Raw genomic sequence first — 13276 nt, forward strand, 5'->3', positions numbered from 1 at the left:
ACACGAAAGGCGGTCCGCATGGAATGGTTGCATGAGTTATTCAAGAAGTCGCCTGAAATTGCCTTGTTTCTCTCCCTGGCAGCGGGTTACTACATCGGCAAGATCAAGTTCGGCTCGTTTCAGCTGGGCGGGGTCGCCGGTTCACTCCTGGTGGCGGTGCTCGTCAGCCAGGTGGGCGTCGCCATCGATCCCGGCGTGAAATCGGTGCTGTTCGCCCTGTTCATTTACGCCGTCGGCTATGAAAGCGGGCCGCAATTCTTCAATTCCCTGGGCCGGCAGTCGGTGCGCGAAATCATCCTGGCCGTCGTGCTGGCCGTGACGGCGCTGCTGACGGTGGTCATCCTGGCCAGGGTCTTTGGCCTGGACAAGGGCCTGGCGGCCGGCGTGGCGGCGGGCGGCTTGACGCAGTCGGCCATCATCGGCACGGCCGGCGACGCGATCACCAAGCTGGGCCTGGCGGCTGACGAAGTGGCGCGCCTGCAGGGCAACGTGGCCGTCGGCTATGCCGTGACCTATGTGTTCGGCTCGTTCGGCGCCATCATCGTCTGCGTCAATATCTTGCCGAAACTCATGGGGCGCACCATCCGCGAAGATGCGATCAAGGCGGAAACGGCGCTGCAGGCGGGCGTGCAAGTGCTGGGGCCGGGCCAGACGCCGGCCGCGCCCGACCTCATCGGCCGCATCTACGACGTGGGCCCCGGTGCCGGGCGCTCCGTGGCGGACATCGAAAGCGCCCACCCGAGCACGGCCATCACCATCGAACGCGTAAAACGCAATGGCCAGATCATCGACGTCAGCCCCGACCTGGTGCTGGCGGCCGACGATATCGTGCTGCTGGTGGGGCGGCGCGAAGCCATGCTCAGCGTGTCTTCCCAGCTGGGCAAGGAATTGCTGGCCGTCGAAGGCATGGAACTGGTGATGCAGCGCCGCGACATGGTGCTGACCAACAAGGCTTACCACAACAAGACGGTGGGCGAAATCCGCAGCGCGACGGCGCCGGGCGTACGCCACGGCATCTTTGTCGTGCAACTGAGCCGCATGGGCAAGATCCTGCCCATGCAAGCGGAAACCGTGGTGCAGACGGGCGACGTGGTGACCATCTATGGCGCCGAGCAGGACGTCAAGCGCGTGGCGGCCGAAGTGGGCTACATGATCGTGCCGAGCGCCAAGACGGATTTTGTCTACATGGGCGCCGGCCTCGTCGTCGGTTTGCTCGTGGGTTTGCTGGTGGCGCGCATCGGCTCGATTCCGCTGACCCTGGGCAGCGGCGGCGGCGTGCTGCTGTCGGGCCTGGTATTCGGCTGGTTCCGCGCCAAGCGCCAGACGTTTGGCTACATGCCCAGCGGCGCCGTGCAAATCCTGAAAGACCTGGGCCTGGCCGGCTTCGTTGCCGTCGTCGGCCTCACCTCCGGCCTGCAAGCCGTGCAAACCGTGCGCGAACACGGCCTGACCCTGTTCGGCGTGGGCGTGGTGGTGACCATCCTGCCGATGATACTGACCATGCTGATCGGCCGCTACATCTTGCGTTATGACAACGTCGCCGTGTTTGCTGGCGCCTTGTCCGGCTCGCGCAGCGCCAATCCCGCGTTCGGCGAAGTGCTGAATGCGGCGCAAAACTCGATTCCCACCGTACCGTTTGCCATCACGTATGCCCTGGCCAACGTTTTCCTGACCTTGCTGGGGCCGCTGATTGTGGCCTTCGTCTGAGTCGGGCGTATTTGCAGGACCTAAGCCGCCTGTGCGGGGCTTTTCCCATATTGTCAGTTGATAAGGAGTCGTTGAAATGGATTTCAGTAACCCAAGCAAACTCGCACTGTTGAGCCCCTTCGAATTGAAGGATGCGCTGATCCAGACGGCCAAGCAAAGCAACCGTCTGATGCTCAATGCGGGCCGCGGCAACCCGAATTTCCTGGCGACCACGCCGCGCCATGGTTTCTTCCAGTTTGGCCAGTTCGCCATGACGGAAGCGGAACGTTCCTACGTGTACATGGACGACGTGGGCGGCTTTCCCACGCGCGAGGGCATCGAGGCCCGCTTTGAAATCTTCGTGCGCAAGCACGAAGGCAACCCGGGCGCGCATTTCATCGAGGCGGCCGTGTCGTATGTGCGCGACCAGCTGGGCCTGGACGCGGGCGACTTCATCTATGAAATGTGCGAAGCCATTCTCGGCTGCAACTATCCGGTGCCGGACCGCATGCTGCGGCTGTCCGAGAAAATCGTCGGCCAGTATATCCATCGCGAAATGATCGGCGACCATCCTTTCGTCGGCAACTTCGACATGTACGCCGTCGAAGGGGGCACGGCGGCCATGACCTATCTGTTCGCCAGCCTGAAATCGAACCACATCATCCAGGAAGGCGACACGATTGCCCTGGGCATGCCGATCTTCACGCCGTACATCGAAATTCCCCAGCTGAACGATTACAAGCTGAACACCGTGCATATCGATGCGCCGCAATCGAACAACTGGCAATTCACCAAGAAGGAGCTGGACAAGCTGCTCGATCCGAAGGTGAAGGCTTTCTTCCTCGTCAATCCGAGCAATCCGCCATCCGTCAAGATCGATGACGAAACGCTGGAATACATCGCCAAGATCATCAAGAAGCGTCCGGACCTGATCATTTTGACCGATGACGTGTACGGCACCTTTGCCGATAATTTCGTCTCGCTGTTCGCCATGTGTCCGTTCAACACCATCCTCGTGTATTCGTTCTCGAAATACTTCGGCGCGACGGGCTGGCGCATGGGCGTGGTGGCCACGCATGAAAACAATGTGCTTGACGCCAAGATTGCCAAGTTGCCGGAAACCATCAAGAAGCAGCTTGATGCCCGCTATCACTCCATCACGACGGAGCCGCGCGAGCTGAAATTCATCGACCGCCTGGTGGCCGACAGCCGTACGGTGGCGCTGAACCACACGGCCGGCCTGTCCACGCCCGTGCAGGCGCAGATGACCTTGTTCTCCCTGTTCTCGCTGATGGATGAAGAGCAAAAGTACAAGCAGTCGATGAAGCGTATCGTGCTGCGCCGCAAGGAAGCGCTGTACCGCGAACTGGGCTTGCCGATGGTGCACGACGCCAATTCCGTGCGCTACTACCATCTGCTGGACATGGAATCGCTGGCCGCGCAGATGCATGGCGTGGAGTTTTCGCAGTGGCTGCTGAAAAAACTGAAACCGAACGAAGCGTTGTTCCGCCTGGCCGAGGAAACGGGCGTCATCCTGCTGCCGGGCCGCGGCTTCGGCACCACGCACCCGTCCGGCCGCGTGTCGCTGGCCAACCTGAACGAATACGATTACGCCAACATCGGCCGCGCCATCCGCAACATGGCGTCCGAGTTCTTTGCCGTATTTGAAAAGGAGAAGGGCGGCAAGAAGGCGAAGAAGTAATTCGCCGGGTAGCTGCTTGAGCTCAACGGGCGCCCCGCAAGAGGCGCCCGTTTTTGTCTGTCTGCCTGCGTAACCAATAGTGCAGGCTGGAATAGACATCCATGGATATAATTGCTATTGTGAAAGTATAAACATGGCAACCCCGTGCTTTCCCCTCATTCATTGACTGGACGCTACATGGGCAGATTGCAAGGACATTTATTTTTCGCTGGCGCGCTGGCCGCATTACTGCCAGCGCTGCCGGCCCAGGCGCAAACGCCGGCCGGCGCGCCTTTGAGTTTCAGCGAAGCGCTGCAGCAGGCGGCCAAGGCGTCGGGCGCCGTGCAGGGCGCCGCGCTCGACGTGCGCGCGAAAACCCTCAAGGCGGAGGCGCTGTCGAATATCGACGGTCCTTCCGTGGACTTGACGGCGTTTCGCGGCCGATTGTCGACGGATTTGAGTATCGATACGAGCGGCTTGTCGGGCGTGGTGGGCGGCATCGAATCCGTGCTGCCGCCGATTCCCGGCTTGCCCACGCCGCACATTCCCAATTCCCTGAACCGTGAAGTGGTGACGGACCTGACCTCGTTCGGCTTGCTGGGCATGTGGCCAATCTACACGGGCGGGCGCCTGGACGCCGTCAAGGGGCTTGCATCGAGCCTGACCCTGGCCGCGCAAGCGGAGCGCACGGAAGCGGAAGAGCAGCTGGCGACCCTGGTGGCGCAGCGCTATTTTCAGTTGCTGCTGGCCAAAAGAGTGGTGGCCGTGCGGGCCGAAGTGACGGCCGGCGTGACGCAGCACCAGCGCGATGCGGCCAAGCTGGAAAAGGGCGGCCTGATCTCGCGCGCGGAACGCCTGCGCGCCGACGTGGCACTGGACAGCGCCCGCAGCGACGAAGCGCAGGCGCGCAGCGACGAGGAAATCGCGCAAGTGGCGCTGGACCGCTTGCTCGCCGTCAATACGCAAGTGCGGCCCAGCACGCCCCTGTTCGTCAACAGCTTGCCGGTGGGTACTTTGCAATCGTTCATCAGCACGGGCATGCGCGAAAACGCGAACTGGAAAAAGATCGACAGCAAGCGCGTGCAGGCCGAGCAAGCCTTGAAGCTGCATGGCAAGGAATACGCGCCTACCGTCTTTGCCATCGGTAATTACAACTTGAATCGCGGCAATGAAAAACTCGTGCGCTCGAACTGGGCTGTTGGCTTGGTCGTGTCCGTGCCGCTCGTGCACCGCATCAACACGGGCAAGATGATCGCCGCCGCCAAGCTGGACCAGGAGCGGGTGGAAGTGGTGGCGCGCCAGGCAGAGCGCGACATTCCCACCCTGATCGAAAAGAACTGGCGCGCGCTGGAAAACGCCCGTATCCAGTACCTGTCCACGGCCTCGTCGGTGGAACTGGCGCGCGAAAATATCCGCTTGCAAACAGTTGCTTTCCAGCAAGGACAAGTGACGTCGCTGGAAGTGGTCGACGCGCGCCTGAACCTGGCCAAGGTGGAAACCCAGCGCGCGCAGACGGCGTATAACTATGTGATGGGGCTGGCGCAATTGCTGGAAGCGACGGGCGAGACGCAGCGCCTGGGCAGCCTGGCCGCCGCGGCCGATATCCAATTACCTGTGGACAAATAATAATGAGCACCTCCAAAAAACCATTGGCCATAGTCGCCGCTGTCATCGTTCTGGGCTTCGTGGGCTGGGGCTTGTACCAGGCGTTCCAGCCGCAGCGCCTGCCTTTGCAGGGACAGATGGATGCGCAGGAAGTCAATGTCTCGTCAAAAGTGCCGGGCAGGGTGGGCCAGCTGTACGTCAAGCTGGGCCAGACGGTGCCGAAAGGCGAGCTGCTGTTCCAGCTGACGAGTCCGGAAGTGGATGCGAAGATCGCGCAAGCGACGGCCGCCACGCAGGCAGCCGAGGCCGTGGCGCACAAGGCGCAGGCCGGTGCGCGTCCGGAAGAAATTGCCGCTGCGAAAGCCAACTGGGAGCGGGCGCAAACGGGCGCCACCATCGCCAAGACGACGTATACCCGCGTCAACAATATGTACGAGCAAGGCGTGATTGCCCAGCAGAAACGCGACGAGGCGCAAGCGCAATGGCGCGCCGCCGACCAGTTGGCCCAGGCTGCCCGCGCCCAGTTTGACATGGCGCAAAAGGGCGCCCGTCCCGAAGACAAGACGGCGGCCGCCGCCCAGGCGCGCCAGGTGGGCGCCGTGCTGACGGAAGCGCAGATCGCGCTGGCCGAAACGAAGATCGCCGCGCCGGTGGCGGGCCAGGTCAGCAAGATACAGATACAGCCAGGTGAACTGGCGCCGCAAGGCTTTCCCGTAATTACCCTGGTGAACCTCGACGACGCCTGGGCCGTGCTGCAGGTGCGCGAAGACGAGATGGCGGCGTTTTCCATGGGCAGCACGCACACGGCGAACGTGCCGGCCTTGAAACAGCAACTGAGCTTCAAGGTCAGCTCCGTGGCCGTGCTGCCGGACTTCGCCACGTGGCGCGCGGCCCGTCCGGGCGGCACGGATTTGCGCACGTTTGAAATCCGCCTGCGTCCCGCCATCAAGGTCGAGGGCTTGCGTCCGGGCATGTCGGTCGTGTTTCCACCGCTCTGATAGCCGATGAGCGAGATTGACAAAGTGCAACCGGCGGCGCTGGCACGCGAGTGGCGGCGCCTGCGTGGCGACTTCTGGGACTTCGGCATGCTCAGCTGGATTCCGCTCGTGCTGTGCGGCATGTTGTGGCTGGTATTTTCCGCCGGCATCGCGCGCGACTTGCCCATCGTCGTCATCGATAACGACAACTCCACCTTGTCGCGCCAGCTCACGCGCTGGCTCGACGCGTCGCCCGGCATCGCGGTGGCGGCGAAAGTGGCGTCCAGCGACGAAGCCCTGCATCGCTTGCGCGAACGCACGGCATTCGGCTACTTGCTGATCCCGAACGATTTCGAACAGAAACTGCTGGGCGGCCGCCAGGCCACCGTGCAATGGCTGTACAACGCGCAGTTTTCCTCGCACGCGGGCGCCTTGCTGCGCGACGTGCGCACGGTCAGCACGACCTTGTCGGCCGGCATCGAGATGACGGCGCGGGTAAAGAAAGGCATGTCGGGCATGCAGGCGGCGGCCCAGTTCGAACCGATCCGCACGACCCTGAACAGTCTATACAATGAAAACACCAGTTATGAAGCGTTTTTAACGTTGGCCCTGATGCCGGCCATGCTGCAGATTTTCATCGTCGTCGCCGTCGTCACGAGTATCGGACGCGAGTTGCGCGACGGCACGGTGCCGCAATGGCTGGCCTCGGCCCATGGCAGCTGGCTGCGCGCCGTGGGCGCCAAGCTGCTGTTTCCCCTCGTCGCCTACAGCGCGCTGGCGCTGCTGTATCTGCTGTTCTTCAGCCTGGCGCGGGGCTGGGCCGTGGCGGGCAGCTTGCCGGCATTGCTGCTGAGCATGCTGTTGCTGGTGCTCGCGTATTGCGGCCTGGCCACCTTGCTGATCGCCGCCACCCTGTCCCTGCGCCTGGCGCTGTCGGGCGCGGCATTTATTACGGCGCCGGCCTTCGCGTTTGCGGGCCAGGCCTTTCCCTTGATGGCCATGCCGGCGCCAGCCCGCGCCTGGGCGGAAGCCTTGCCGCTCACGCATTATCTGCAATTGCAAACGAAATACTGGCTGGCCGGCGCGCCATGGCGCTATGGAGTGCAGGAAATGCTGATACTGGCCGGCATCGCCATCGGCTGCGGCGCCGTGGGCGTGTTCTTGCTGGCGCGCCGCGCGAATGCGCCTGCCGCCTGGGGACGCACATGATCTGGCCGGCCTTTGTCGCCACCTGGCGCGCCATGCTGACGGACAAGGGCGCGCTGACCCTGCTGTTTATCGGCGGTATCATCTATTCCTTCTTCTATCCGTTGCCGTATTCGACGGAAATCGTCCAGCGCGTGCCCGTGGCGGTCGTCGACCAGGACCGCAGCGCCATGTCGCGCCAGCTGACGCGCTTCGCCATGGCCCATCCGTCGCTGCACGTGGTCGCCGTCACGCCGGACTTGCCCGTCGCGCAAGATTTATTATGGCGCGACCAGGTCATGGGCGTATTGATCATTCCCGATGGTTTGCAGACGGACGTGCTGGCCGGCCGCGCCGCCCACGCGCAGGTGGCGGGCAATGGCCTGTATTTGATGCTGAACAAGGTGGCCCTGAACGGCTTGGCCGAAGTGGTGGGAACGGTGTCGGCCGGTATTGAGCTCAAGCGTTTGGGGGCGGGCACGCCGTCCACCATCCAGGCCAACCAGCAGCGCTCGCCCATCGCCTTCGACGCCGTGCCCCTGTTTAACGTCAAGGAAGGCTATGGCGCCTATGTCGTACCGGGCGTGGCGACACTGATCGTGCAACAGACCTTGCTGATCGGCATGACCATGCTGTTCGGCACCTGGTACCAGCGCAAGGCCTTTCCCGTGGCGGGCAGGCGCACGGCCGGCGGCTACGCGGGCATGCTGCTGGCGTTTGCCTGTGTGGCCTTCCTGAACTGCTGCTATTTCTTCGGCTTTGTCTTCTGGTTCCAGGATTATCCCCGTGGCGGCAACTTTGGCGGCATGCTCTTGCTGCTGGTGCTGTTCTCGCTGTGTGAGGCGGCGTTCGGCATGCTGCTGGGCATGCTGTTCCGCACGCGCGAACGGGGCACGCAGCTGATGATCGCCACCTCGATGCCCGTGCTGTTCCTCGCGGGCCTGACCTGGCCCGTGTCGTCCATGCCCGTCGTGTTGCAATGGCTGCGCTGGCTGCTGCCGTCGACGGCCGGCATCCAGGGCTTTGTTGCGCTCAATCAAATGGGCGCCTCGCTGTATGAAATCCGCCATGAAGTGGCGGGCTTGCTGGCCTTGCTGCTGGCCTGCGTGGCGCTGGGCTGGTGGCGCTGGCGTGGGATGGAGGAAACCATTGTCGATTTGAACAAGGCATAACTGGGCCGATATGCAATAATTTCGTTTCCACATTAAATAACAACGCCTGACAAAACCGACGCGCAGCAGGTTTTGACAGGCGTTAGCCAATCATGTCAGCTTTTAATCTGTTCCAGCGTCTTTCACAAGCCCCCACCAAGCCCAAGGCCGTGCCCGCCGCGCGGCAGTTCGACGTGGCGGACCTGTACCAGGGCCCCATCGCGCTGGGAGCGGAAGGCGAGGCGCAAGCCCGGCCTTTCGATGAAAAGCTGCGCCAGGCATACTTTTGGATCGTCAACCACGCCATCATCAGCCCCCATTACGATATCGAATACAACGATGGGCCGTCGCAGACCTATGCCGTGGGCGACAGCCGCCGCACCCTGAATCTGCCGTCGGCGCAAAGCTATTCCAGCTTCATTTTGCTGCCCCTGCTGACGTTCGCCACGCGCCGCAAATGCCTGTTCGTCGGCGGGCCGGGGCGGGGCAAGACGGCCAGCGCACTGTTGATGGGCGTGCTGGCCGGTTCCACCGTCAAGGAAGTCAAGCGCGCCATGCAGCATGGACACCCGCAGATGACGGTGGCCGACTTGCTGGGCAATCCGCTGCCGGCGGACCTGGTCAACGCGCAAAGCATGGACGATATCCGCATCGCCTGGCGCGCCTGGCTGGGCATGCGCGTGAAAATCGTCGATGAATACAACCGTATCCCCACGCGCACGCAAAGCGCGCTGCTCACCGTCATGGGCGACAATTACGCGGAAGTGCTGAACCATATTTACGAATGTCCGGAAGCGGCCTGGTATCTGACGGCCAACGATGACCAGGGCGGCGGTACCTATCAGGTGATCGAAGCGCTGCGCGACCGGGTCGACGTGACGATGCAGGCGCTGGCCTTCAACCCCCGCTTCCTGAATGAACTGCTGCTGCGCGTGGAGGAAAACGTGCGGCCAGAAGAACTGGTGCCGCCAGATATCATCTTCACGGAAGGGGAGGTCGACCAGATCGGCGAGGCGATCCGCCAGGTGGGCATACCCGACGCCGTGCGCCGCCGCCTGGAATTCTTCGCCAGCCAGTTCGAGCTGTTCGAGACGGCGGGCGGCCAGTTCGAATACATGACCAAGGATACGGCCCGCCTGGCCGGCGCCGACCGTGGCGCCGCGCAGGCGGCCGACAATGGGCGCGACCGTTTGAAGGATCTCGGTTGCCAGACCTTGAACGGCATTTCCGTGCGCACCCTGATGGCGCTCTTGATCTACGCCAAAGCCATGGCTTATTTCCGCGGCAATGGCGAGGTGGAGCTGGAAGACTTGCGCCAGGTGCTGCCATTCGTCCTGCACAACAAGCTGCAGCCGGACCCGGATGCGCCGTTTTTCGCGCTGCCGGAAAACGCCGCCTACCGCAGCGACAGGCTGGGCTGGCTGCGCCGCCTGTTCGATTTGTCGAACGATGAATTCAACCGCCTGGATCTGGACCGCGACGATCCCGTCGGCGTGCTGTCGGCCGAATTCGACCTGGGCCTCGATGGCGTGAGCGAGCGCGAAACCCTGGCGCGCCTGAACCGCATCGAAAAGCTGATCGGCGAGCGCACGAAGGGACGCAAACTGTACGGCCCCCTGTATGACGACCTGCTGAAGCTCAAATACCTGCATCAGCGGTATACGAATTACCGCAGCTGGCTGCGTTCGCAATGAGTTTCGCCTTGAACCTCGCTGCGTCCCAAGGCTTCCTGGAAGCGCTGGCCCTACTGAATAGTGAAGCCAGCGACCTGTGTGCCAGCTACGAGTTGCAGCGCCTGCCCGATGCGCCCGATCTCGCCACGGCGCTGGGCTTGCGCGTCGAGGATTATGCCTTGAACATGATCGAACCCGCACGCGACTTGCCGGCAGCCTTGTGGCAGATCAAGCTGGCGCCGTGCGCGCGTGCCCAGCTGGAGCAGGTGTGCCAGCGCTGGTTTTTCTCGTCGCGGCACATGCAGGTGGCGCCACCGGGACGCTTCCGCGCGCAGCTGGTGGCAAGGTTCCTGGAGTCGCTCGACGAGGCGCTGGGCGGATTTTCCCTGCACGCCGTGACCATGGCGCCGCCCTCCGGTTTCTGGTACGCGATCCACTGGGACGAGATCGCGTTCGAACTGGGCGATGAACGCTATCTGCTGCACTTTTCGCACAGCGACTGAAAGGTGGCGATGATCTCTCCTGCCTTTGCGGCGATACTTGCCAGCGGCCGCGCCCAGTTCAATGCGCGCGCGGCGGAAGCGCGCCGGCGCTTTCCCGCGCTCGACATGGCTGCCTTCGGCGCCTTCTTGCAAGACGGCGTCGATCCGCTGGTGGCGGCCGTATCCGCTGCGGCACCCGAGCGCGTGGGCGGCCTCACCTTGGCTGCCTACGACATGGCCCTGGAGCTGGTGGGCCATGGCCTGGCCGGTCCTGCCGCGAAAAACCCTTTCCTCAATACCGTCTGGCGCGAACTGGCGCCATCGTTTGCGCCGCTGCTGGCGACGGCCCCCGTCGACGTGCTGGGCATGCTCAGCAACGCCGCCATCCATATTTCCTCCGTGGCGGGAGCGCGGCCCGCGCAATGGCAGGCCGGGATGGCTGCCGTGGCGCCGCAAGTCGGCAGCGTCGCGCAGCTGCGCGCCGTGGGTCAGGTGCTGGCCTGGCGCGCCGGCGTCGCGCATTTCCGCCAGGGCGCGCTGGCCGCCGCCGACACCTTGCCGCATGCGCTGGCGCTGGCCGCCTTTGGCGAGCCTGGCGCGCAATGGCCGCAGGTGCATGCGCAGCTAAGGGACTATCCGTGGCGCGGCAATGCCGAAGGTCGGGAGTTCGGCAGCTTCAGCGGTCTTGGTGGCGACTTCGCCACGCCGCCGCTGGTGCGCGCCACACAGGATGGCTTTGTCGTGCGCAGCGCCGAGCGCCATTATTTGCTGGTGGCCGACGCCTATGGCGCCGTGCTGCACAGCGCCACGGCGCAGGAGTTTGAGTTGGCGCAAACCGGCGTGCCGGCGTCCGTGCGCCTCGATGGGGCCACCGTTCACGTCGGCGCGCGCAGCATCGCGCTCGACCTGCCGACCTGCGACATCGCGCTGGCCGCGAATGCGCATACGCTGGCCATCACGTCACCGTGGACGCACGCCATCCGCCTGCTGCCGCTCGCATGAAGAACGATGCCGACACCGTCCTGATCGACCGCTGGCGCGCCGCCTGGCCCGAGGCCCTGGCCGTATGGAGCAAGTTTACGCGCCTGCGCGACCCCAGCCTGTGCGCCAGCCGCGTCGAAGCCGGCAGGCAGGGCTTGTCCGGCAGCTTCGCCATGATCCGTTTGCTGGACCAGAGCGTGGTGGTGGACTTGCCGCTGGTGACGGAGCTGGGGCTGGACGACTATGCGCTGGAAATCCTCGCGCATGAAATCGGCCACCATATCCTCGCGCCGGGCAGCGCCGGCGACCAGTTCCGCCTGCTGGCGCGCATGCGCCGCGCCTTGCCCACCCTGGAGCAGCACGCGCCGATGGTGGCCAACCTGTACACGGACCTGTTCATCAACGACCGCCTGCAGCGCCAGGCGAATTTGCGCATGGCCGACATCTACCGCAAGCTGCAGCAGGGGCGCACGGCGCAAGCTGACGCTAAAAGCGGCGGCGTATGGACGCTGTACATGCGCATCTATGAAAACCTGTGGCAGCTGGAAAAGGGCGAGCTGGGCGGAGCAGGGGCAGAGAACGAGGCCGACGAACGCCTGGATACGGACGCCTGGCTGGGCGCGCGCCTGATACGCGTGTATGCGAACGACTGGATGCTGGCGGCGGGCCGCTTCGCCACCTTGCTGCTGCCCTACCTGGTGGAAGACACGGATGCGTTGAGTCCGAGCCGCTATCTGCAGGACACGCGCGACGCGGCGCGTGGCTGCCAGACCTACGGCGCGCAGCAGATCGAGGATGACGAGGAGGGCGGCGCCATCCACCCCGTGCACGACAAGCGCATTTCCGGCCTCGATGGCGAGGAGCCGCCAGGCGAGGCGCCGGCCAGGGCGGGCGGCGGCCAGCTGCGCGAACCGTTCGAGCTGGGCGACATTCTGAAGGCCTCGGGCATCGATCTGAGCGACCATGAAATCGCCATCCGCTACTACCGCGAGCGGGCCTTGCCGCACCTGGTGACGTTTCCCAGCCGCCCGGCGCCGGAATCGCAGGAGCCGCAGATGGAGGGGCTGGAACCATGGGAAATCGGCGACCCGCTGGAAGACATCGACTGGCTGCAGTCCGTGATGCAGTCGCCGCGCCCCGTGCCCGGCGTGACCACCGTGCGCCGAGTGTACGGCCGCGAACCGGCGCGCGCCGTCGATGCCGTGCCCGTCGACCTGGATATATACGTGGACAGTTCCGGCTCCATGCCGAATCCGCAGGCGCACACCTCGTTTTTGACACTGGCCGGCGCCGTCATCGCCCTGTCGGCCCTGCGCGCGGGCGCGAAAGTGCAGGTAACCCTGTGGAGCGGCAAGAACGAGGTAATGCAGACGCCAGGTTTCGTACGCGATGAAGACATGATCCTGGGCGTGCTGACGGAATTTTTTGGCGGCGGTACCTGTTTCCCCATCCACCGCCTGCGCCAGACCTATGCGGCCAAGCGCGAAGGGCCCGCGCACATCCTGATGATTTCCGACGACGGCATCACCACCATGTTCGACAAGGATGAACTGGGTAACAGCGGTTGGGATATCTCGGCGAAAGCGCTGGCCCAGGGCGGCGCGGGCGGCACCATGGCCCTGAACCTGGAGCGCGACTGGGATGGCGCCGCGGCCAGCAAGTGGCTGCAGCAAACCTATGACGATTTGAAACGCGCGCGCCGCGAGCAAGGGTGGGATATCCACGCCGTCGAGCGCTACGAGGACTTGCTGGACTTTGCGCGGGCGTTCAGCCGGCGCCATTATGTTTAAATCTGGGGTCAGACCCGCCGGGTCTGACCCCAGCCTTTGCTTTTCGGGCTAAATTTGCACATCAC

General features: G+C 63.8%; 10 protein-coding genes. All 10 read left to right on the plus strand.

The window, feature by feature from the left end; translation table 11 throughout:
* The first annotated feature begins 18 nt into the window (after window positions 1-18).
* The 10 genes from aspT to BZG29_RS11330 all read left to right on the plus strand — a co-directional run bounded on the left by aspT (window position 19) and on the right by BZG29_RS11330 (window position 13211).
* Window positions 19-1707 carry an aspartate-alanine antiporter gene (gene aspT / locus BZG29_RS11285; RefSeq protein ID WP_077402418.1) on the plus strand — a complete coding sequence of 563 codons (1689 nt, stop codon included), beginning with the start codon at window positions 19-21 and terminating at the stop codon, window positions 1705-1707.
* 76 nt (window positions 1708-1783) lie between these two features.
* The gene (locus tag BZG29_RS11290) at window positions 1784-3388 is read left to right on the plus strand and encodes a bifunctional aspartate transaminase/aspartate 4-decarboxylase (protein WP_077402422.1); all 1605 of its coding nucleotides are present in this window, start codon (window positions 1784-1786) and stop codon (window positions 3386-3388) included.
* A gap of 177 nt (window positions 3389-3565) precedes the next feature.
* Complete coding sequence (locus tag BZG29_RS11295) at window positions 3566-4993, plus strand: TolC family protein (RefSeq protein ID WP_077402425.1); 1428 nt, start codon at window positions 3566-3568, stop codon at window positions 4991-4993.
* Window positions 4994-4995: 2 nt separating this feature from the next.
* The gene (locus BZG29_RS11300) at window positions 4996-5970 is read left to right on the plus strand and encodes an HlyD family secretion protein (protein WP_077402428.1); all 975 of its coding nucleotides are present in this window, start codon (window positions 4996-4998) and stop codon (window positions 5968-5970) included.
* 6 nt (window positions 5971-5976) lie between these two features.
* On the plus strand, window positions 5977-7158 hold the full coding sequence (locus tag BZG29_RS11305; RefSeq protein ID WP_077402431.1) for an ABC transporter permease: 1182 nt from the start codon (window positions 5977-5979) through the stop codon (window positions 7156-7158).
* Window positions 7155-8306 (plus strand): ABC transporter permease, encoded by a 1152-nt coding sequence (locus BZG29_RS11310; RefSeq protein WP_077402434.1) that lies wholly within the window; start codon window positions 7155-7157, stop codon window positions 8304-8306. The genes BZG29_RS11305 and BZG29_RS11310 overlap by 4 nt, the downstream gene beginning before the upstream one ends.
* Window positions 8307-8398: 92 nt before the next feature.
* Window positions 8399-9979 (plus strand): AAA family ATPase, encoded by a 1581-nt coding sequence (locus BZG29_RS11315; RefSeq protein ID WP_077402437.1) that lies wholly within the window; start codon window positions 8399-8401, stop codon window positions 9977-9979.
* Between the two features lie 8 nt (window positions 9980-9987).
* The gene (locus BZG29_RS11320; protein ID WP_150130870.1) at window positions 9988-10461 is read left to right on the plus strand and encodes a hypothetical protein; all 474 of its coding nucleotides are present in this window, start codon (window positions 9988-9990) and stop codon (window positions 10459-10461) included.
* A gap of 9 nt (window positions 10462-10470) precedes the next feature.
* Window positions 10471-11442 carry a hypothetical protein gene (locus BZG29_RS11325; protein WP_077402443.1) on the plus strand — a complete coding sequence of 324 codons (972 nt, stop codon included), beginning with the start codon at window positions 10471-10473 and terminating at the stop codon, window positions 11440-11442.
* Window positions 11439-13211, plus strand: coding sequence for a VWA domain-containing protein (locus BZG29_RS11330; RefSeq protein ID WP_077402445.1), 1773 nt, complete (start codon window positions 11439-11441; stop codon window positions 13209-13211). Before BZG29_RS11325 ends, BZG29_RS11330 begins: the two co-directional genes overlap by 4 nt.
* The last annotated feature ends 65 nt before the right edge of the window (window positions 13212-13276 follow it).

The sequence above is a fragment of the Janthinobacterium sp. LM6 genome, assembly GCF_002002885.1.
GTDB lineage: Bacteria > Pseudomonadota > Gammaproteobacteria > Burkholderiales > Burkholderiaceae_D > Janthinobacterium > Janthinobacterium kumbetense.